General features: G+C 73.3%; 16 protein-coding genes and 2 pseudogenes. 6 read left to right on the plus strand and 12 right to left on the minus strand.

Annotated features, from left to right (window positions below):
* Nucleotides 1–38: 38 nt before the first annotated feature.
* Genes ACH4RC_RS15410 through ACH4RC_RS15420 form a run of 3 tightly spaced genes read right to left on the minus strand, consistent with a single transcriptional unit; the run spans nucleotide 39 to nucleotide 6,842 of the window.
* Nucleotides 39–1,046 (minus strand): alpha/beta hydrolase, encoded by a 1,008-nt coding sequence (locus tag ACH4RC_RS15410; RefSeq protein WP_398200243.1) that lies wholly within the window; start codon nucleotides 1,044–1,046, stop codon nucleotides 39–41.
* 28 nt (nucleotides 1,047–1,074) lie between these two features.
* The gene (locus tag ACH4RC_RS15415) at nucleotides 1,075–5,118 is read right to left on the minus strand and encodes a beta-ketoacyl synthase N-terminal-like domain-containing protein (protein ID WP_398200245.1); all 4,044 of its coding nucleotides are present in this window, start codon (nucleotides 5,116–5,118) and stop codon (nucleotides 1,075–1,077) included.
* Nucleotides 5,115–6,842 carry a fatty acyl-AMP ligase gene (locus ACH4RC_RS15420; protein ID WP_398200248.1) on the minus strand — a complete coding sequence of 576 codons (1,728 nt, stop codon included), beginning with the start codon at nucleotides 6,840–6,842 and terminating at the stop codon, nucleotides 5,115–5,117. Before ACH4RC_RS15420 ends, ACH4RC_RS15415 begins: the two co-directional genes overlap by 4 nt.
* A gap of 281 nt (nucleotides 6,843–7,123) precedes the next feature.
* Between ACH4RC_RS15420 and ACH4RC_RS15425 the strand changes: the two genes are divergently transcribed.
* Nucleotides 7,124–8,587, plus strand: coding sequence for an MFS transporter (locus ACH4RC_RS15425; protein WP_398200250.1), 1,464 nt, complete (start codon nucleotides 7,124–7,126; stop codon nucleotides 8,585–8,587).
* 225 nt (nucleotides 8,588–8,812) lie between these two features.
* A complete protein-coding gene (locus ACH4RC_RS15430) occupies nucleotides 8,813–10,114 on the plus strand; it encodes a PucR family transcriptional regulator (RefSeq protein WP_398200253.1) in 1,302 nt (433 codons plus the stop codon).
* A 428-nt stretch (nucleotides 10,115–10,542) separates the two neighbouring features.
* On the opposite strand, the gene ACH4RC_RS15435 is transcribed toward ACH4RC_RS15430, so the two are convergent.
* From ACH4RC_RS15435 to ACH4RC_RS15445, 3 genes are all read right to left on the minus strand, one after another.
* Nucleotides 10,543–11,166, minus strand: coding sequence for a dihydrofolate reductase family protein (locus ACH4RC_RS15435; protein WP_398200529.1), 624 nt, complete (start codon nucleotides 11,164–11,166; stop codon nucleotides 10,543–10,545).
* Nucleotides 11,167–11,414: 248 nt separating this feature from the next.
* Complete coding sequence (locus ACH4RC_RS15440) at nucleotides 11,415–11,915, minus strand: DUF2267 domain-containing protein (protein WP_398200256.1); 501 nt, start codon at nucleotides 11,913–11,915, stop codon at nucleotides 11,415–11,417.
* A 140-nt stretch (nucleotides 11,916–12,055) separates the two neighbouring features.
* Nucleotides 12,056–12,499 (minus strand): Hsp20/alpha crystallin family protein, encoded by a 444-nt coding sequence (locus ACH4RC_RS15445; RefSeq protein ID WP_398200259.1) that lies wholly within the window; start codon nucleotides 12,497–12,499, stop codon nucleotides 12,056–12,058.
* A 150-nt stretch (nucleotides 12,500–12,649) separates the two neighbouring features.
* Between ACH4RC_RS15445 and ACH4RC_RS15450 the strand changes: the two genes are divergently transcribed.
* Both ACH4RC_RS15450 and ACH4RC_RS15455 read left to right on the plus strand, forming a co-directional pair.
* Nucleotides 12,650–13,333 carry a type III effector protein gene (locus ACH4RC_RS15450; protein ID WP_398200261.1) on the plus strand — a complete coding sequence of 228 codons (684 nt, stop codon included), beginning with the start codon at nucleotides 12,650–12,652 and terminating at the stop codon, nucleotides 13,331–13,333.
* A gap of 58 nt (nucleotides 13,334–13,391) precedes the next feature.
* Nucleotides 13,392–13,940, plus strand: coding sequence for an EF-hand domain-containing protein (locus ACH4RC_RS15455; protein WP_398200264.1), 549 nt, complete (start codon nucleotides 13,392–13,394; stop codon nucleotides 13,938–13,940).
* A gap of 18 nt (nucleotides 13,941–13,958) precedes the next feature.
* Here ACH4RC_RS15455 and ACH4RC_RS15460 read toward each other — a convergent pair whose 3' ends face one another.
* Nucleotides 13,959–14,720: a nucleotidyltransferase domain-containing protein gene (locus ACH4RC_RS15460; RefSeq protein WP_398200267.1), complete on the minus strand. Its 762-nt coding sequence runs from the start codon at nucleotides 14,718–14,720 to the stop codon at nucleotides 13,959–13,961.
* A 33-nt stretch (nucleotides 14,721–14,753) separates the two neighbouring features.
* Nucleotides 14,754–15,473: a restriction endonuclease gene (locus ACH4RC_RS15465; protein WP_398200269.1), complete on the minus strand. Its 720-nt coding sequence runs from the start codon at nucleotides 15,471–15,473 to the stop codon at nucleotides 14,754–14,756.
* A 117-nt stretch (nucleotides 15,474–15,590) separates the two neighbouring features.
* On the opposite strand from ACH4RC_RS15465, the gene ACH4RC_RS15470 reads away from it, so the two are divergent.
* Both ACH4RC_RS15470 and ACH4RC_RS15475 read left to right on the plus strand, forming a co-directional pair.
* Nucleotides 15,591–16,151, plus strand: coding sequence for a GNAT family N-acetyltransferase (locus ACH4RC_RS15470; RefSeq protein ID WP_398200272.1), 561 nt, complete (start codon nucleotides 15,591–15,593; stop codon nucleotides 16,149–16,151).
* Nucleotides 16,152–16,255: 104 nt separating this feature from the next.
* Nucleotides 16,256–16,636, plus strand: coding sequence for a TetR family transcriptional regulator (locus ACH4RC_RS15475; RefSeq protein ID WP_398200274.1), 381 nt, complete (start codon nucleotides 16,256–16,258; stop codon nucleotides 16,634–16,636).
* 517 nt (nucleotides 16,637–17,153) lie between these two features.
* On the opposite strand, the gene ACH4RC_RS15480 is transcribed toward ACH4RC_RS15475, so the two are convergent.
* The 4 genes and pseudogenes from ACH4RC_RS15480 to ACH4RC_RS15495 form a co-directional block, all read right to left on the minus strand.
* The gene (locus tag ACH4RC_RS15480; protein WP_398200532.1) at nucleotides 17,154–17,210 is read right to left on the minus strand and encodes a hypothetical protein; all 57 of its coding nucleotides are present in this window, start codon (nucleotides 17,208–17,210) and stop codon (nucleotides 17,154–17,156) included.
* Between the two features lie 74 nt (nucleotides 17,211–17,284).
* Nucleotides 17,285–17,491 (minus strand): annotated as a pseudogene (locus tag ACH4RC_RS15485) (VOC family protein); the annotation flags it as partial.
* Nucleotides 17,458–18,537, minus strand: coding sequence for a PHP domain-containing protein (locus ACH4RC_RS15490; RefSeq protein ID WP_398200277.1), 1,080 nt, complete (start codon nucleotides 18,535–18,537; stop codon nucleotides 17,458–17,460). The pseudogene ACH4RC_RS15485 and the gene ACH4RC_RS15490, both read right to left, overlap by 34 nt.
* Nucleotides 18,538–18,686: 149 nt before the next feature.
* Nucleotides 18,687–19,635: pseudogene (locus tag ACH4RC_RS15495) on the minus strand (endo-beta-N-acetylglucosaminidase H).
* Nucleotides 19,636–19,661: the final 26 nt, after the last annotated feature.

Genomic DNA, 19,661 nt, shown 5'->3' on the forward strand with positions numbered 1-19,661 from the left:
GCGTTCCTTTCGGGCTTGCGGGGACGGAGGGGTCTGTTTCAGTTCGCGGGCAGTCCGAGTCCGGCGGCGAGCGTCGGCCAGGACGCCTTGAACTCGCCCTGCCAGGACGACCAGGCATGCGAACCGCCCGAGTACAGGTGTGTCCGCGCGGGCACGCCGAGGGCCGCGAGGCGGCTGGTGAACTTCCGGGCCTGCGCGTACAAGGTGCCTTCCAGGACGGCGCCCTGGAGGTTGCCGAAATCGTCGCTGGGGATGCCGCTGCCCTGGGACACGTACAGGCGGGTGCCCCTCAGTTGCTCGGCGAGGGCGTAGGGGTTGTGCGCGGTCCAGTTCTGGCGCTGGAGGAGCGGGTCGCCCCACAGCAGTCCTGGCAGCTGGAGCTCCCGGGCGACGATCGCGTTGACGACGGTGATCATGCCGAGCGCCGTCGTGTCGAGGACGCCGCTGTAGGAGGCCGCCGCCGCGAACGTACCGGGTCTGCGGGCGGCGAACGCAAGCGCGCCGTAACCGCCCGTCGACACCCCGGCGACGGCCCGCCGCTCCCCCGCGTGGAACTCGGCGCGGAGCAGCTGCATCACCTCGTCGACCTGGAACTTCTCGTAGTCGGGGCTGCGGCGGCCGAGGTTCCACCAGTCCGTGGGGATGCCGGTGGCGCCCGACGACGGCATGACGGTGATGAGGTCCTGCCCGGCGAGGAAGGACTCGATGTCGGTCTCGCGGGTCCAGGACGTGTAGTCGTCGTGCGCGCCTTGGAGGAGGTGGAGGACAGGTCGTTCACGGTCGGGCGCCTCGGCGTACGAGGTGGGCAGCAGGACGCGGACCGGTACGTCGGCGCCCACGGCCGGCGACCGTACGGTGAGGTCGACGGTCCGCTCGTCGAGCCATGTCCGGGCGATGATCCGGGCGCCGTCGGCGGTGGTCACGGCCCGCGCGGTGACGGCGGGCGTGCCCTGGGCGGGGGCCGCGCCGAGCGCGCCGCCGGTGACGAGGAGCGCGGCGGTGGCGGTGCAGGCGGCGAGCCGGGTGCGGCGGGATCCGAGGGGCATGGTGGCTCCAGGGGTGTGGTGGGGAGATTCAGCGGGGGCGGGGCGCGAGGGCGCGGACCAGGTGCCCGGCGAGGACGTCCACCACCGGGGGGTCGAGCAGGGCCAGATGGTGGCCGGGCAGCGGGGTCACCGTGAGGTCGGTGCAGTACGCGTCCCAGCCGAGGGCGGCGTCGGTGCGCTCGTAGCGGAGGTCGCGGACCGTGTGGGGCGCGGGGCGCGTGGCCGGGTAGAGCAGGGTCCGGCCGTCGTGGCGGCCCGGGGTGTGGTGTTCGCCGCTGCGCAGGTCCAGGTAGGAGGTGCGCTGGTGGGCCAGGACGGCGGCGGGAAGGTCGACGGCCTGCCCGAGGAGGTTGAGGACGAGGTCGATCCGGCCGCGGTCGCCCAGCTCGGCCAACTCCTCGTACGGCAGCGCGAGTTCGGCTCCGTAGGTGGTCCGGATGTACGCGGCGAACCCCTCGAAGCGGCGCCGTGCCTCGTCGGCGGGGCTGTCCGCGGGCAGGGCCGGCAGCGGGAGCACGGAGTCGATGAGGACGAGCGCGTCAACCTCCCCGTGCGGCGCGAGCAGCCGCGCCGCCTCCTGCGCGACGAGCCCGCCGTACGACCATCCGCCCAGGGTCCAGGGTCCGTCGGGCCGCACCGTGCGGATGCGGCGCGCGAACTCGGCGGCCCGGCCCGGCACGTCGTCCGGACGCTCGGCCCGGTCGAACCCGAACACCGGCCGCGAGCCGTCGAGCCGATCGGCGAGCCGCCCGTACACGTCGGAGGAGCCACCGGCGGCATGGGCGAGAAAGAGCGCGGGGTGAGGACCGTCGCCGGGGAAGGAGCGCAGGGTCCCCGGGGTGCCGAAGGACGGTTCGGCGGGGCGAGCGAGAGCGGCGGGGGGCCTGGGCGCGAGGCCGGTGTCCGCCGCGGTTTCGAGCAGCGCCGACACCCCCCGCAACGTCCCCTGCCGCAGCAGCACCCCCGCCTCCAGGGTCACCCCGAACCCGTGCTCCACCGCGGTGCGGATGCGGACCGCGGTGAGGGAGTCGAGGCCCAGGTCCGTCAGCGGGACGTCCGGGTCGAGGCGGTCGGGAGCGAAGCCCATGACGTGCGCGACCACGGTGCGCAGGCGGCCCAGCGGTGTGGTCGTCGCCGCGGCCGGGGCCGTTGCCGGGAGCGGCGGTTCTCCGGGGGGCTCGCCCACCCAGAACCGCCGGTGCTGCCACGGCGCCGAGGGCACGTCGACGATCCGGCCGGAGCGGTGCAGCGTCTCGCGCGCCGCGGGGAGGCGCACGCCGTGCACCAGGAGCGAGGCGAGCGAGGAGCGGAACGTCAGCGCGTCGTCGGTGGAGCGCCGCAGCGTGGGCAGCACCAGCGGGTCCTCCACGCCCGCGTCCGCCAGCGTGCGGGTCAGCGGATGCAGTTGCGTCGGGTGCGGGGCGAGCTCGACGAAGACGCGGTGCCCGTCCTCGGCGGCGGCCCGTACCGCCTGCTCGAAGCGGACGGGGCGGCGCGCGTTGGCCAGCCAGTAGGCCGTGTCGTACGGGTCGGCGGCGCGCGGGTCGTCCAGGACCGTCGAGTACCGGCGGCACCCGGGCGGCGCGTGCCGGATCCCGCCGAGCTCCCACGCGAACTCGGGGAGCAGCGGTTCGACGTCCGGCGAGTGGCCCGCCGCCGTCACCGGCATCGCCCGTGCGAAGCCGCCCTCCGCGGTGACCTTGGCGACGAGCGCCTCCACGTCGGAGGCCGAGCCCGTCACCACGCACTGCGCGGGCGAGGCGTGCACCGCGACGTTCAGCGACCGCAGCTCCCGGGCGAGGAGTGTCACGTCCTCGGCCGGGAGGTCCACGACCGCCATCAGCCCGCCGCTCAAGGTGGCCAGGAGGCGGGAGCGCACCGCGACGATCCGCGCCCCGGTAGACGGGTCGACGGCGCCCGCCGCGACGGCCGCCGCGATCTCGCCCAGGGAGTGCCCGATCACGGCCGCGGGCTCGGCACCGTAGGACCGCCACAGTTCGGCGAGCGCGACCTGGAGCCCGTACAGGACCGGCATGACGACGGTGAGGGAGGACAGGTCGGCGCCGGGCTCGGTCGCGGCGCGCAGCGAGATCCCGGCGTGTTCGCGCAGCACGGGTTCGAGCCGGTCGACGGTGGCCGCGAACACCGGTTCCGTGGCGAGGAGTCCGCGCCCCATGCCGGGCCACTGCGACCCGTATCCGGAGAAGACCCAGACGGGTCCGGGCGCGCCGGTGGTGAGCGGGGCCCGGCCGGCCGTCACGAGGTGGGTGTCGGGCTCGCCCGTGGCGAGGCGGTGCAGCGCGGTCGTGGCGGACGGGAGGTCGCGGCCGACCACGGCGGCGCGGCGGCGGCCACGTCCCGTACGGCCCGTCAGCGTGCGGGCCAGGTCCGGGAGGCGTACGCCTCGGCTCGCGTCCGAGTCGAGCCAGTCGGCCAGTGCGCCCGCCTGTGCGCGGAGCCGTGCGTCGGTGGGGGCGTCGAGCAGAAGCACCGCGGGCTGCTCCGCGCCGACCGCCGGAGCGGGCGGTGCGGTTCGGTACTCGGCGAGCGCGACGTGCGCGTTCGTGCCGCCGAAGCCGAACGCCGAGACGCCCGCCGTCGCCGTGCCCGAGTAGCGCGGCCACGGCTCGGGGTCGGTGACGACCCGCAGGCCGAGCGCGTCGAGGTCGACGTGCGGGCTCGGTTCGGTGAAGTGGAGCTGGGGCGGCAGTTCGTCGTGGTGCAGCGCGAGGATCGTCTTGATGAGCCCGGCTGTTCCGGCGGCCGCCTCCAGGTGGCCGAGGTTCGTCTTCACCGAGCCGAGCAGCAGGGGTTGTTCGGGCGCGCGGCCGCGGCCGAGGACGGCGCCGAGCGCGCCCGCCTCGACGGGGTCGCCGAGCGGCGTACCGGTGCCGTGGGCCTCGACGTAGTCCACCAACTGGCCCTCTGTCCCGTGCACTTGGCTCAGCAGGGCACGTTGCGCGGACGCGTTCGGCGCGGTGAGTCCGTTCGAGCGGCCGTCGGAGTTGACCGCCGTACCGGTGATGACGGCGAGGACGCGGTCGCCGTCGCGCTCGGCGTCCGCGAGCCGTTTGAGGACGACGACGCCGCAGCCCTCGCCGCGCACCATGCCGTCGGCCGCCGCGTCGAACGCCTTGCAGCGCCCGTCCGCGGCGAGCGCGCCCGCCCGCTGGAAGCCGAGGGTCACGGCGGGCGAGAGCAGGACGTTGACGCCCGCCGCGAGCGCCGTGTCGGACGTGCCGTCCGCGAGGCTGCGCACCGCGTGGTCGACCGCCACGAGCGAGGACGAGCAGGCCGTGTCCACGGCGAGGCTCGGGCCGCGCAGGTCGAGCGCGTACGAGAGACGGCCCGCGGCGATGCTCAGCGCTCCCCCGGGGGCGGTCCACGGGGTCACCGACTCCGGCCGGGCGGCGGTGAGATGCGCGTACTCGGTGCCGCTGATGCCGACGAAGACGCCGGTCCGCGTTCCGGCGAGGGAGGGGGCGGGCAGCGCCGCGTGGTCGAGGGCCTCCCGGGTGACCTCCAGGAGCAGGCGCTGCTGCGGGTCGAGGGCGATCGCCTCGTCGGCGGCGATGCCGAAGAACTCGGCGTCGAAGTCGGCGAGGCCGTCCAGGAAGGCGCCGTGCCGGCTGAGGTCGGCGGGCAGGACGGACCCGGGCGGCACGAACTGCTCCCAGCGCTCCCCGGGCACCGTCCCGACGGCGTCCCGGCGCTCGGTGAGCAGCCGCCAGTACGCGGCCGGGGAGTCGGCCCCGCCGGGGAAGCGGCAGCCGATCCCGACGACGGCGACAGCACAACCGGCAGGTGCGGTGGGCGCGTTGAGCGGTTCGGGCGCCCCGTCCGTCGTGAGCGCCGCCACCAGCGCGCCCGGCGTCGGCGTCTCCCACAGCAGTGTCGCGGGCAACCGGCGCCCCACGACCTCCCCCAGCTGTGCCGTGAGGGCGACGGCGTCCCGTGAGGTGAGTCCGAGTTCGGCGAGCGGGCGGTCGTCGCCGACCTCGTCGGGCGCCACCCCGTACCACTCGCCGAGCCGCTCGACGAGCACCTCGCGCACGCGCTGCGTGGCGCTCACCGCGGCGTCCCCTCGCGCAGCTCACCGGAGAGGAACCGCTGCCGGGACGCCGCGCGGGCGATCTTGCCGCTGGATGTCCGGGGCACCGTTCCCGCCGGTACGAGGACCAGTTCGGCCAGGCGCAGGCCGTGCCGGGTGGCGATCGCCGCGCGTGCGGTGACCGAGGCGTCGCACGCCGCGGCCTCGTCCGGGGCGGCGGCGCCCCGCCGCGTCTCCGCCACGACCACCAGTTCCTCGCCCTCCGCGCCGTCGTCGCGCGGCACGAGGAACGCGGCGAGGCGGTCCCGGCGCACCAGGCCCACCGCCGACTGCACGGTCTCCTCGATGTCCTGCGGATAGTGGTTGCGGCCGTCCACGACGATCAGGTCCTTGAGCCGCCCGGTCACCAGGAGCCGTCCGCCGTGCAGCGCGCCGAGGTCGCCGGTGCGCAGCCATCCGTCGCGGAACGTCTCGGCGGTGCGCTCGGGCTGCTTCCAGTAGCCCGCGCCGACGTTCGGGCCCCGGACCTGGATCTCGCCGACCCGGCCCTCGTCGAGCACGGTCCCCGTCTCGGGCGCGGCGATCCGTACCTCCTGCCCGACCGGGCGCCCGCAGTCGGCGATCCGTACGGCCGGCTCCGCCGTGGTGGCCGTGGCCTCCTCGATCCGGCCCGCCGTGAGGGCGGCGGCGTCGCACTCCACGGTCGCCGCCGGGCGGTTTGGCGGGTCGGCCGTCACGAACACGGTCGCCTCCGCGAGCCCGTAGGCCGGGCTCATCGCCTCCGCGGGGAGCCCGGCCGGGCCGAAGGTACCGAGGAAACGCTCCAGCGTGCCGGGCCGCACGGGTTCGCTGCCGTTGAGCAGCGTCGCCACCCGTTCGAGCCGCAGACCGGCGGTTTCCTGCGCCTCGACGCGGCTGACGCAGTAGTCGTACGCGAAGTTGGGTGCCGCGCTGATCGTCCCCGGGTAGCCGCCGAGCAGCCGCAGCCAGCGCACCGGGCGCTCCAGGAACGCCACGGGATCGAGCAGGACGGACGCGTACCCCGTGCAGACCGGGGCGGCGATGCTCAGCACGAGCCCCATGTCGTGGAAGAGCGGCAGCCAGCCCACCGACGTGTTGCGTCCGGGGGCGATGCCGAGGGCGGTGACGGCCTGACGGGCGTTGGCGACGACGTTGGCGTGCGTCACCATCACGCCGGACGGGGTGCGGGTGGAGCCGGACGTGTACTGCAGGTACGCCACGTCGTCCGGGGCGGCCCGGGGCAGCTCGGCCGCGGGCGGCGCCTCCGCAAGGCCGTCCGCCGCGAGCACGGGCAGGCGGCCGCCCGTGAACGCCTCCGCCGACGTGCGCGCCGTGTCGTCCGGCAGCGCCAGCGCGCAGGACGGCTCGCAGTCGTCGAGGACCGCCCGCAACCGCCCGTCGTGGCCCGGCAGGTCGGGTGTGAACAGCGGCACCGCGATCACCCCGGCGTACAGGCAGCCGAGGAACGCCACCGCGTACTCCAGGCCCTGCGGCAGCAGCAGCGCGACCCGGTCGCCGGGGCTCACCGTGCGCACGAGCTGTCCGGCGAGCGCGCGAGCCCGCGTGTCCAGACCGCGCCAGCTGAGGCTGCGGTGCAGCCCGGGAGAGTGTGGTTCGGGGAAGTCGACGAAGGTGAAGGCCCGCTGGTGCGGGCGGTCGTGCGCCCACTGCCGCAGCCGGTCGGTGAGCAGCGGCTCGGGCGTGGGCGTCGTCGTCTCGGTCATCTCGGCTGCTCCCTGCGTGGCGGAGGGTGGGGACGGGCAGTGGTGACGGACCGTGCGGCCAAGGCATTAGGTTCCGCCGCCGTGGGACGGGTGAGAAAGACGAGACGCTGACAGTTGTTGTGAGACTGACTGTCAGCGAGGTGACAACGCGCACGCCCCGAATCGGCAGCCGCCGCAGGAGAGCGCGCCGCGTCCGCCCGCCCACAATCCATGAGGCGCGCAGAAGCGCGTGCCAGGGCCGAAGACGCGACCTGTGCGACCGACCGAGGGGCGGGGCGACCATGCACCGGGGAAGACTGTCGGCGCTCCTGGCCCTGGTGTCCGTGGCCGGGTTCCTCACCACGCTGGACAACACCGTCATCAACGTCGCCCTGCCCACGCTCCAGTCCGAACTGGGCCTGACCGTCGGCGATCTGGAGTGGGTGGCGAGCAGTTACGTGCTCTCCTTCGGGGCGCTGCTGCTGGCGGGCGGGCGCCTCACCGACCTCGTCGGGCGCCGCTCAGTCCTCGCCGCCGGGCTCGTCGTGTTCACCCTCGCCTCGGCCGCGGCGGCCCTGGCCGGCAGCGGCGCCGCGCTCATCGCGGCCCGCGCCGTGCAGGGCGCCGGAGCCGCGCTCTGCGTCCCGGCCTCGCTCGCGGTCGTCGCCGCCGATCTGCCGGAGCGGCGCCGCTCGACCGCTGTGGGGCTGTGGACGGCGGCCCTCGCCGTCGCGCTCGCGCTCGGCCCGGTCATCGGCGGCTTCGTCACCGAACACTGGGGCTGGAGCTGGGTGTTCCTGCTCAATGTGCCGTTCGGGGCGCTGGCGCTGCTGCTCGTGCCGGCGGTCCCGTCGGCCGGCCGTGGCCGCGCGGGCCGCCTGCCCACACTCCTCGACCTGCCCGGGGTGACCCTCTCCGCCCTCTCCCTGTTCCTCCTCACCTACGCCCTGGTGAAGGGCGGCGAGGACAGCTTCAGCACGCCGCCCGTCCCACTGTGCCTGGGGCTTTCGGCCGTGACGGGTGTGTCGTTCCTGGTGGTCGAGGCGCGCACCGCCCTGCCCCTCCTCGATCTGCGGATGCTGCGCGACCGGTTCCTCGTCGGCGGGGTCGCCGCGCAGGTGCTGTGGGGCGTGGGCGTCAACGGCGTGTTCTTCTTCACCGCCCTCTACCTCCAGCGGGTCCTGGGCTTCTCCCCGGTCGAGGCGGGTCTCGCGTTCCTGCCGCTGGCCGGTGCGCTGCTGCTGTGCACGCCGTTCGCCGAACGGGCCGCCCGGCTCATGGGCGGCGCCCACCGTTCCATCGCCGCCGGTCTGGCGCTCGTCGCGGCGGGCCTGCTGCTGGTCGCGCGGGTGGGCGCCGATGCCACGTACGCCGGCCTGCAACCCGGCCTCGTCCTCATCGGCGTCGGCTCGTCCCTGACCACCCCGCTGACCGTACGCTCCCTCGAAGCCGTCCCCGCCTCCCGCACGGGGACGGCGTCCGGCCTGGTCAGCGCGGCGCGCGAGATCAGCGGCGTCTTCGGCGTGGTCCTGATCGGCATCGTCCTCACCCGCACGGAACGCGCCGCACTGCGCGACGGCGCGGACCCGCCCACGGCGTTCCTCGACGGTTACGACACCGGGCTGCGGCTGGCGGCCGGGTGCGTGTCGGTGGGCGCCCTGGTCACCGTGGTCATGCTGCGCCGCAGGGGTCGTCACCGCCGTCGCGGAAGTCGTGCGGGCCGTGCGCGAACACGTCCGTCGCGCTCGGTGCGGGGTGGCGCATGACACATTCACCCCACTTGTGTCCGCCCGCGCGAAAGACACATGTGTCTTGTCACTCCGGTGACCGGAATCATGGCCGCCTCGCCCGCACGCGCGGACCGCACAGTCGCGTTGTCACCCGGGTGACAGACAGCGGCGCCGAATCTGTGTGTCCCCGACGGGGCGCCCGCGGCGGCCGGGCAGTATCGTCGCCGAGCCCCTGATGACCCCACGCGCAGAGGGAGCCCCATGGTCGACGGAGCCCACACCACGGCCGAACGCCCCACTATCAACACCGCGTTCCGGTCCTTCCCCGCCGAACTCCACGACCAGCTGCGGCCGTTCCTCGGCGACCTCACCGACGACGTCGTACGGGCCATCAGGACCGAGATCGCCGAGTACGCCCGGCCGATGGACGAGACGTACATGCATGTCGTGCACCGCGGCGTCGAGCAGGCCCTCGAAGGTTTCCTCGCCCGGGTCGCGGACTCCGAGACCGACTGGGAGGACGTCAAGGCGACGTACCAGCGCATCGGGCGCGGCGAGGCCGACGAGGGCCGCAGTCTCGACTCGTTCCAGGCGGCGCTGCGGCTCGGCGCCCGCGTCACCTGGCGACGCGTCAGCGAACTGGTCCAGGCCGACCGGCTCCCGCCGCACGTCCTCGTCGCGTTCGGCGAGGCGATGTTCCTGCACCTCGACGAGATGGCGGCCGCCACCACCGCCGGGTACACGGAGGCCCGGCTGCACACGGCCGGCGAACTCCAGCAGCGGCGCAGCCGGCTGATCGACCTGCTCACCGCCGACCCGCCGGTCTCCCCCGAGGCCATCGCCGACCTCGCGCACACCGCGCAGTGGCCGGTGCCCAAGGAGATCGCCCTCGTGGTGAGCGAGGGGCCGGACGCGGTCCGGGGCGCGGGCAAGGGCGAGGCGGCCCGCCCCATCGTGCCGCCCGGGTTCCTGGCCCGCTTCGAGGGGCAGTCCGGCGTCATCGTCGTCCCCGACCCGGAGGGCCCCGGACGGCAGCGGGCGATCACCGCCGCGTTACGGGGCCTGCGCGCCACGCTCGGCCCGACGGTCGCGCTCGACGAGGGCGCCCGTTCCCTGCGCTGGGCCCGCGACGCCCTCGACCTCGTACGCCGTGGCGCGCTGCCCGCCACCGGGCTCGTCCGCTGCACCGACCACCTCGCCACGCTGCTGCTCTTCCGCGACGAGGACCTGGTCGACGCGCTCGCCCGCCAGCACCTCGGCCCGCTCGACGCCGTTCGCTCCCCGCAGCGCGAGCGGCTCGCCGAGACCCTGCTGTGCTGGCTGAGCTGCGCCCGCAACGCGAGCGAGGTCGCCCAGCGCCTCGCCGTGCACCCGCAGACCGTCCGCTACCGGCTGCGCCAGCTGGAGGAGGTCTTCGGCGACCGGCTGCGTGACGACACGGCCCAGTTCGAGATGCAGCTCGCGTTACGGGCCCTGAGTCTGCGCCGCCCTCCCGAGGCGCCCGGAGCGCCGGCCGCCCGGCCCGGGGCCGCTACGGGCGCGGGTCGCGAAAGAACGCCGTGATGTCGCCGGCGCCCAGGTCTTTGCCGTGTGCGGCGTAGCGCCCGAACCCGAGGTGGCCGCGCATCGGCGGAGTTCGGCGGCGTCGGTGCCCGCCTCCCAGCCGTCGACCGGCCAGGGTCCGGGCCACCGGGTGGCGCGCAGCCGGGCGTCGAGGCGGGCGGCCGTCTCCGGTCCGGTGAAGCGCGCGAGCGTGGCCCGGCTGCGGCGCGTCCACTCCTGGTGAGCGTGCGCAGCCCGGCGTCGCGCGGCGCGGCCAGGTGCAGCTCGAAGCCGAGGACCGCGCCGCGGTGCCGGGACGGCCCGCCCCGGACCACCTCCACCAGGACGTCGAGCAGGTCCTCGTACTCGGCGGTGCGCTGCTCGACGTACCAGGCGAACGCCTCCGTAGGAACGAATGTTCTTAACCGCTGTTGCGGCCGGGAATCCCGTCACCGCCTCCAGAACAAGTGGTGCGTCACGCCGCTCGGGCTCGGCACGCTCTCCAGGTGGAACCGGTCGCGCAACTCGTCCGGGGAGTCCCAGAGCCGGAGCCCCGATTCGAGCTTCACGGGCGCGACGGCCACGTGCAGGGTGTCGACGAGGTCGGCGTCGAGGAACTGGCGGACGGTGGTGACCCCGCCGCCGAGCCGGACGTCCATCCCCCGCGCCGCCTCCCGCGCCTGCTCCAGGACCGTCACCGGGTCGCCGTCGACGAAGTGGAACGTGGTGTCGGAGAGGCTGAACGACGGACGTGGGTGGTGCGTCATGACGAACACCGGGGTCCGGAACGGCGGCTCGTCGCCCCACCAGCCCTGCCACTCGTGGTCCTGCCAGGGCCCGCGCTGCGGCCCGAACTTGTTGCGGCCCATGATCTCGGCGCCGATGTTGCGGGCGAAGTCACGGGTGAAGTAGTCGTCGAGGCCCCGGCTCCCGCCGGGCTCCGTGCGGTTGGGCCAGCTCGCCGTGGCGCCGGCCCAGGAGTAGAGCCGCTCGACACGGTCGATGCCGAACGGCCGCTCAAGGGTCTGGTGCACGCCGGCGGCGATCCCGTCGCTCGACACCATGAAGTTCATGACTCGCAGAAGTTGCTTCTGCTCCACGGGCTTTACCGTCCGTCCTGTCGTTCGGCGCCTGTCGCGGTTCGGCGATCAGGGTGCGGAAACGCCCCGCACATCACGGCGTCGAACGGGAGGCGGCCGGATCGACAACCACCGGCGATTCAGTGCTGACGAAGGTCTCGTACCCCGGCAGCTGAGCCGGGTGGGTGCGTTGCGTGGCGCGACCGTCAGGCGAGCCGGCCGGGTGCCGCACGGCGCGACCGTCAGGCCGCCCGAACGACCTGGTCGGCCGGAAGGTGACGCGCCCCCACCATGAGGTCCGCCTGCCCGAACAACAGGGCGTATCCGCTGGGCAGTTGCGCCAGGATGCGGTGGAGCAGCTCCTTGTCCACGGTGCGGGCGAGGGCGCCCAGGACGGAGCCGACGTGCCAGCGCGTGATGGCGTACGGCGCGTCCGTGGACTCGGCGAGCGCCTTCACGAAGGCGTGCGCAGTCAGCGGACGCGGGGCGGGCAGGGCCTGCGTGAAGTGCCGAGCGGCCCGCGGCGGCAACTGGCGGGCTAGGTCCACGCGTTCGTCGCCGACGATCTGCTGTCCGAGCGCGTCGATGACGGTGGCGGTGACGCGCTCCGCCTGCTCCGTGGTGGCGTAGGCACCTTGGTGACGGATCCGCTCCAGCAGGGCGGCGTCGGAGCGGGTCGGGGACGGGGACGGGGACGGGGACGGGGACGGGGACTTCAACGGCGTCGGGGCCGGGGTGGACATGGGAGCGGTGGCCTTTCAGGCGTCGCACGGTCGACCGCAAGGGGGCTGCGCCGCCTGAAACGGACGCACGGCCGGCCCCCTCGCGGTCGGCTGGGTGGGCAGGGACGGTGTGACTGGTGAGGGCGGTACGGGGCGGGGGCTCAGGAGGACAGCTGCCTGGGCCCACCGTCGCTCGCGCGGCCGACGTTGATCTTGCGCGGCTTGGCACGCTCCGCGATCGGGATGCGCAGCGTCAGCACGCCCGCGTCGTACGTGGCGCCGATGCGCTCGGTGTCGAGCGAGTCGGCCAGGACCAGTTGCCGGGAGAAGACCCCCATCGGCCGCTCGGAGAGCTCCAGTTGAACGCCCTCGCCGGTCACCGCCGGGCGGCGCTCCGCCTTCACGGTCAGCATGTTGCGTTCCACGTCGATGTCGACGGCGTCGGGGTCGACCCCGGGCAGATCGAGGGCGATGACATAGGCGTCGCCGTCGCGGTAGGCGTCCATCGGCATCTGCGAGGGCTTCGACCACGTACCGGCGCCTGTGGCGAACAGCTGCTGGGCGAGACGGTCGAAATCACGGAAGGGGTCAGTACGCATCAGCATTGTCGCTACACCTCCAAGGTTCCAGGGCATTTCATGCCTCATGCGCTGCACCTGCCATCGGTTGTAGCATGTCGTCGGAACGATGACAAGTGACTCCGTCAGCGAAACGACGACACCGGTGAACCGGTGACACCCCCAGGAGGAGCGGCCGTGCCCCAGCCCCCGAACCCCGAGCCGCAGGCCCCCGACACCCCGGCCGGCGACACCCCGGCACCTGACTCCTTCCATGCCGCGTACGCGGCACTGCAGGACATGACCCGTTCCGCCCGCGCCGCGCACGACGGGGCGGCCACCACCCCCGCGCCCGGTGTCGACACCGCCCTTGACGCCCTGCTCCTCTTGCGTGAGCTGCGCGGACAGATCGCGGGATGGGAGGCGTCCCTGATCGAGACGGCCCGGGACGCGGGCGCCAGCTGGGCGAGCCTGGCCCGGCCCATGGGTGTCAACAGCCGCCAGGCCGCCGAGCGCCGCTACCTTCGCCTGCGCCCCGGCGCCCCCGGATCGACCGGGGACCAGCGCGCCCAGGCCGTCCGCGACGAACGCGCCGCCGAACGCCACGTCACCTCCTGGGCTCGCGCGCACGCCGGCGAACTGCGCCGGCTCGCCGGACAGCTCGCCGCCCTCGCCGACCTCCCCAGCACCGCCCAGCCCCCGCTCGACCGCGTCCGCGAGGCGCTCGACCACAGTGACGCGGCCCAGCTCCTCGGCCCCCTAGCCGACCTGCGCGCCCACCTCACCGGCCACCCCGCCCTCGCCCGGCAGGTCGGCCGCGCCCTCGGACACGCGGACGCCGAGCGCGCCGCCGCCACCGCGCAACGCGGACAGGCGCATTGACGCACGGCGACCGGGAATGGGCCTGGCCGAACCGCGTCCGCGGCTCTACGTTGCGCTTATGACCGAGCTGCGCACACGCAAGTACGAGCGGTGGTTCCACGCCGCGGACGTCGACGGCGACGGCGCGATCACCCGGCAGGACGTCGTCCTCATGAGCGAACGCTACGTCCAGGCCCGCGGCATGCTCCCGGACTCCCCGCAGGCACGGCAGATGTACGAGACCATGCACCGGTTCTGGGAGTCCGTCATCGCGCCATTCGACACCGACAAGGACGACCGGGTGACCTCGGCCGAAATGACGCAGGCGTTCGCCGCCAGCTTCCGCGACCGCGCCCGCTACCCCGAGGAACTCGCCCCGGTCGCCGACCACTTCTTCGACCTGGCCGACAGCGACGGCGACGGCGCGATCACCCGCACCGAGTTCACCCACATCTTCGGCAGCACGGGACGGGCCGACGACGGCGAGTGCGCCGAGGTCTTCAACGCGCTCGACCTCGACACCTCAGGAGCCCTCTCCCGCGCCGAGTACCACAAGGCCGCCTCCGAGTTCTTCTACGGCGACGACCCCGACGCACCGGCGAACCACCTCTTCGGCCGCCTCGCCTAGGACCGTACCGACCCGGCCCTACTCCGGGGTCTCCGCCCCGGCGAGCGTCCGCTCGATACCGCGCCGCACGAAGGCGCGGGCACGCATTCCTCGGCGTACGCGCTGCCGAAGAGTGATCGGGGCCGGGTCCCCGTAGCGGCGGTCGTGGATGTCACGGACGACGTCCTCGGGGGCGCCGAGGGCCGCCAGATCCGTCAGCGCCTCACGCTTGGTGATCAGCCGCCCGTCGCGCAGTGTGGCGTCGGCACGGGCCAGGACCAGGAGGCCGAGGTCCACCCAGGGGTCTTTGAGCCAGCGCCACGGTCTGCCGGTGGCCGGAAGCCAGTAGCTCTCCAGGTCGTGCCGGACGAACCGCTGCAACTCGCCGTGCGCGAGCGGGGGCAGCAGGTCCGACGGGGCGGGGCCGTGCAGCGTGAGCCCACCGGTCAGGAGCTCCTGGCGGGTCACCGGTGACACCGTGCGGGCGTAGAGCGTGCGGTGCGCCCAGGTGACATGGTCGGCGCCGACCTCGCCGAGCTCCGCCTTCACCATGTACGAGCAGTGCAGCTTGGCGGCGGCCGGCTCCTCGGCCGCCAGTCTTCGATGGATGTGCGCCAGTGCCTTCTTCTCCTCCATGGTCAGCGGTTCCCCGACCACCGCGATGAGATCCAGGTCGCTGCGGCCCGGCTGGAAGTCGCCCAGCGCGAGCGAGCCGTGCGCCCACACGGCCACCGCCGGCACCACCTGCTGCATCTCGGAGACGAAGCGCTTGAGCGGGTGATCGGTCTCGTTCGTATTCATCGCCCGGCAACCTCTCTCAGCTCGGATCACAACTCAGGGACGTAACGTGGGGCGCCCTGGGGGCGGCGGCACCGTCGGCAACAGCTCCCACAGGGGCCGCGCTCCCGCCGCCCAAGTGGCCAGGGTCTGCCGGTCCACCAGCGCGATCGACAACTGCCCGGCGAGCGGCGGGCATTTCGACGAGAACCGGCCGTTCGTCACGAGCACCACGACATCCGCACGGTGCAACGGCCGCGCCGTCCCGTTCAGCCGCTGCAGGTCCGGCGTGCCCACGGCCATACCGTCCGCCCCGGCTCTTCGGTGCTTGCACTGCATTACCCAGCGGCGGCCCAGCGGGTCGGTGGCAAGGACGTCTGCGCCGTTGTCCCCGGCACCGCCGACCTGCCGCGCGTCGGTGCATCCGTCGCGCCGCATCAAGTCACGCACCGCGTACTCGAAGTCGCGGTGGTGCGACTCGTCCAATCGGTCCAGGGCGTAGCGCAGCCCGCGCCGCCGCGCGTCCGCCCATGCGGCCCGCTGCTGCCGCCGCTGTACGAGACCGACGCCCGCGAGCACCCCGAGAATCGCGAGCACGACCAGCACCCACCAGTGGGCCGCCAGCCAACTGACCGCCGCGCCGACCAGCCACAGCGCAGCCGCCGCCCCCACTGAAGCGCTGAGCAGCTGCGCTTGCTGCCGCTGCTGACGCTTGGCCGGGCGACGTCGGCGGCGCCGCCGCGCGGGAGCCCGCTGCCAGTACCTGTCGATCCACACCACGGCTCCCCCTCCGCAATCACTGCCGACGCCCACCCATGCTGGCACGCGCCACTGACAACCGGTCGGCAACGAAAAACCCCTGCCTTTCCCCTCCCGCTCGGCGAAGATCGCGCCATGCATGTCTTCCTGGAAACCGGCCGGCTCGCGCTGCGCCCCTTCACCACGGCCGACGCCGACGATCTCCTCGCCCTGGACAACGACCCCGACGTCATGCGCTTCATCAACGGCGGAAAGGCGACGAACCGGCAGACGGTCCTCACACGGACCTTGCCGCGGCTCCTCCACACATATCCGTGCCTCGGCACCCGTGGCTACTGGGCCGCCGAGGAGAAAAGCACCAGCACCTTCCTGGGCTGGTTCGAGTTCCGGCCCCTCGACGAGCACAGCCCCGCAGTGGTGGAACTCGGCTACCGGCTCAACAAGGCCGCGTGGGGCGCGGGGCACGCCACGGAAGGGGCGAGAGCCCTGATCGACAAAGGGTTCTCCGAACTCGGCGTGGAGCGGGTCACCGCGAACACCATGGCCGTGAACGTACGGTCCCGGCGCGTCATGGAGAAGGCGGGCCTGTCCTTCCTCCGGCACTTCACCGGCGACTGGCCGGAGCGGATCGCGGGCTCCGAGCACGGCGACGTGGAATACGTCCTCGACAGGGCGGACTGGGGGCGACGCCGATAGCGGTCACCGTCCGGACAGCAGCACAAGCGCCCGCTACGGCCGGCCACAGCGAGCCCGGCCTCCTGACGGAGTGAGCGCTCACTCCGTACGGTCGGGATCGGGACATGTCCCCACCCATCAGACGCCGCGCCCCGGGCATGAGCCCCGAGGAGCGCCGGGCGATGATCGTCGCGGCTGCTCCGCCGCTGGTCGCCGCGTACGGCGGCGCTGTCACCACCGGTCAGGTCACCCGCGCCGCGGGCATCGGGGAGGCCACGATCTTCCGGGCGTTCGCGGACAAGGACGAGGTGCTCGACGCGTGCGTCGCCGACGCCGTCAGCCCCGGACACGTACAGCGCGAACTCGCCTCCATCGACGTGGCGCAGCCGCTCGCCGACCGGCTCACCGACGCCGCCGGGCCGCCGGCGCGGCAGGCCCGAGGGCGAGCGCCCCGCCCAGGACAGCGGGCAGGCCTCCGCGCAGGCCCTGCGGGAGACCCTCACTGAACTGATCGAGCCGGACCGGGACAAGCTGCGGCTGCCGCCGGATTAGCCGGCGACGGTCTTCCTCGGCATGCTCGTCTCGCAACTGCGCGCCCTGGAGGCCGATTTGAGTCCGGTGCCGGCCGAGCTCGCCGGCCGAGCTCGTTCGACGTACTGCTGCACGGCGACCTGACCACTCCGAGGAGCAAAGCATGAGCATGAGCGTCACCTGCAACCACACCATCGTCCTCGCGCTCGACCACACGGAGGCGGCCCGCTTCTTGACCGTCGACACCGCCGGCCGGCCCGAGGGCCATCACCTCGCTCTCGACTTCGCCCCGGCGACGTTCGACGCGATCCACGCCCGCATCAGCGAGCCGGGCACCCCCTACGGCCGCTCCCCCGCCGATCCGGCCAACGGCCGCGTCGACCACCCGCTGTGCCCGCGTGGCCTGTTCTCCGTCGACGGCGCGCGCGGCCTGTACGAGGTGATGTCACCGGCCCAGCAGGCCAGTAGGAGGCACTGGCGGGCACGAGTAGGTCACCTGACGAAGACACAGAACTCGTTCCCCTCCGGGTCGGCCAGCACCTGCCACATGACTTCGTGGTCAACCGCGCCCGGACCAGGGTCGCCCCCATCTCCACGAGCCGGTCGGGGTCACCCCACACGTCGAGGTGCATACGGTTCTTGAGCGTCTTCTTCTGCGGCACCGGATTGATCCAGATGAGCGGCCCGTTCCCGCTCGCGTCCTCGATCGGGACGGGCAGGTCGAGCGGCCTCGTCCCACCGTCGTCCGACGGACTGCGCCGGTAACCGATCGCAGCGCACCACCAGTCGGCGAACCTCAGCCACCCTTCCCGCGCTTCGTCCGAGTCCACTCAAGGACCTTCTCCGCCGGCCACGTCGTGACCACCCGCTCGGCGGGCACCTCGCACTCCTCCGCCCGGGCGCAGCCGGTCACCTGCCAGTCCAGCTGGCCGGGGGCGTGGGCGTCGGTGTCCACCGAGAAGAGGGTCCCGGCCGCTACGGCGCGGCGGAGCAGGCGGCGTGGCGGGTCGAGGCGCTCCGGGCGGCTGTTGATCTCGACGGCGGTACCCGCGGCCGCGCACGCCTCGAAGACGGCATCGGCGTCGAACTGCGACTCGGGCCTGCCCCGCCCTGTGACCAGGCGGCCGGTGCAGTGTCCGAGGATGTCGGCGCGCGGGTTGCCGACGGCCGCGATCATGCGCCGGGTCATCGCGTCGGCGTCCATGCGCAGTTTGGAGTGGACCGAGACGACCACGACGTCGAGCTGGTCGAGCAGTTCGGGCTCCTGGTCCAGTGAACCGTCGTCGAGGATGTCGCACTCGACGCCGGTGAGCAACCGGAACGGCGCCCAGCGGGCGTTGAGGCCGGCCACCACCGCCAACTGCTCGCGCAGCCGCTCGGGAGACAGGCCGCGGGCCACGGTCAGGCGCGGGGAGTGGTCGGTCAGGACGGCCCACTCGTGTCCGAGCTCCCGGGCGGCCCGCCCCATCTCCTCGATCGGGCTGCCGCCGTCCGACCAGTCGGAGTGCAGGTGGCAGTCGCCGCGGAGCAGCGCCCGCAGCGCGCTGCCCGCCTCGTCCGCCACCAGGGGTGTCGTGCGCGCCTCCTCCTCGAGGCGGGTCAGATACGCGGGTACGTCGCCGGCGTACGCCTCCCGGATCACCGCGGCGGTCTTCGGCCCGATCCCCTTCAGCGCCTCCAACGAACCGGTGCGCATCCGCTCCGCGAACTCGGACTCCGTGAGGCCGGTGATCACCTCGGCGGCCGTGCGGAAGGCGCGGACGCGGTAGGTCGGGGCGCGGCCGCGCTCCAGCAGGAAAGCGATCCGGTCCAGCGCCCGCACCGGGTCGCGCGCCGGATCGGACGCCGGTTCACCGTTCGCCCTGGACACCGCCATCGAGCCGCTCCCGTTCGACTGGTCCGTCCCTCCTCAGGATGAGCGGCAGGACGGTGTTCGGCACGCTGAAAGCCCTCGACCCGCACGCGCACCGCCGGTGTACGGCGTTCAACGGCGTTCTACGACGGGCTACTGCGGGCTACGGCGGGCTACGGCGTATAGACCGCATCGCTCCCGTAGAGCTCCCGCGTGAACGCGGACACGTCCGCGCCGCGGTTCGCGCCGTCGAGGTTGTACGTCATATACACGCCGTACCCCTCGCTGACGGTGCGGCGGGCGAAGGACGCCGCCGTGCTCTGCGCGGTCCGGCCGATCTCCACGGCCGCGGGGGACAGCTTCGACTTGGGCAGGCCGATGTTCGGGACCTGCCAGCTGCCGTAGTACGGGTTCCAGGCGTAGTCGAACGTGGACGAGACGTTCACGCCGCCGTAGGAGAGCCGGGAGGCCGCCGGGCCGATGTTGTAAAGGCTGATGATCTTGCCCGGCATGTTCGCGCGCAGCGCCGACACCAGGTACACGAATGAGCTCGCGTTGGGCTGGCCGGTGCCGTTGTTGCCGTACTCGGCGTACTCGTCGTCGAAGTCGATGCCGTCGAGGCCGTACTTGGTCACGGTGTCCGACAGCTGCTTCGCGAATGCCGAGGCCGTCGCCTGGGAGGGGAAGTTGGCGAAGCCCGCGCCCTGGTGGTTGCCGAGCACCGACAGGACGACCTTGATCCCCTTCTGCTGCAGGGGCCGGATCTCCGTGGCGGCGTTGTCGAGGACGCGCTGCACGTTCTCGTTGAAGTGCAGGTAGGCCGCCTTGGTGCCAGTGTCGTAGTTGATGTTCGCGGCGAAGATCACGGCGACGTCGAAAACGTTGTCACCGCCGTTCGCGAGGGTGTATTTCCCGACGTTGCGCATGCTGTTGTTGTTCACCTCGACGTACGCCACCGAGGTCGGCCCCTGTTTGGCGACGCGGGCCGCGGGGGTCACTGGGGCGGGGTCCGGGGGACGCCGCCGCGCCAGAAGTAAAGCTCAAGCTTAGGGTGAGAGTTACGACGGCCGAGAGGGCGAGCGCGGCGCTCCGCGCTCTGCTCCGTATGCCAGCACTCCGCATGCCAGCACTCCGCATGCGAGTGCTCC

Source organism: Streptomyces sp. NPDC016845 (genome assembly GCF_044332585.1).
Classification (GTDB): Bacteria; Actinomycetota; Actinomycetes; order Streptomycetales; family Streptomycetaceae; genus Streptomyces.

Excerpts from the sequence above, each read along its gene's own strand:
- ACH4RC_RS15475 (WP_398200274.1), top strand. The coding sequence starts at position 16,256 with ATGTCCCCACCCATCAGACGCCGCGCCCCGGGCATGAGCCCCGAGGAG.
- ACH4RC_RS15445 (WP_398200259.1), bottom strand. The coding sequence starts at position 12,499 with ATGCTGATGCGTACTGACCCCTTCCGTGATTTCGACCGTCTCGCCCAG.
- ACH4RC_RS15470 (WP_398200272.1), top strand. The coding sequence starts at position 15,591 with ATGCATGTCTTCCTGGAAACCGGCCGGCTCGCGCTGCGCCCCTTCACC.
- ACH4RC_RS15460 (WP_398200267.1), bottom strand. The coding sequence starts at position 14,720 with ATGAATACGAACGAGACCGATCACCCGCTCAAGCGCTTCGTCTCCGAG.
- ACH4RC_RS15430 (WP_398200253.1), top strand. The coding sequence starts at position 8,813 with ATGGTCGACGGAGCCCACACCACGGCCGAACGCCCCACTATCAACACC.
- ACH4RC_RS15410 (WP_398200243.1), bottom strand. The coding sequence starts at position 1,046 with ATGCCCCTCGGATCCCGCCGCACCCGGCTCGCCGCCTGCACCGCCACC.
- ACH4RC_RS15425 (WP_398200250.1), top strand. The coding sequence starts at position 7,124 with ATGCACCGGGGAAGACTGTCGGCGCTCCTGGCCCTGGTGTCCGTGGCC.
- ACH4RC_RS15440 (WP_398200256.1), bottom strand. The coding sequence starts at position 11,915 with ATGTCCACCCCGGCCCCGACGCCGTTGAAGTCCCCGTCCCCGTCCCCG.
- ACH4RC_RS15490 (WP_398200277.1), bottom strand. The coding sequence starts at position 18,537 with ATGGCGGTGTCCAGGGCGAACGGTGAACCGGCGTCCGATCCGGCGCGC.
- ACH4RC_RS15435 (WP_398200529.1), bottom strand. The coding sequence starts at position 11,166 with ATGAACTTCATGGTGTCGAGCGACGGGATCGCCGCCGGCGTGCACCAG.
- ACH4RC_RS15420 (WP_398200248.1), bottom strand. The coding sequence starts at position 6,842 with ATGACCGAGACGACGACGCCCACGCCCGAGCCGCTGCTCACCGACCGG.
- ACH4RC_RS15455 (WP_398200264.1), top strand. The coding sequence starts at position 13,392 with ATGACCGAGCTGCGCACACGCAAGTACGAGCGGTGGTTCCACGCCGCG.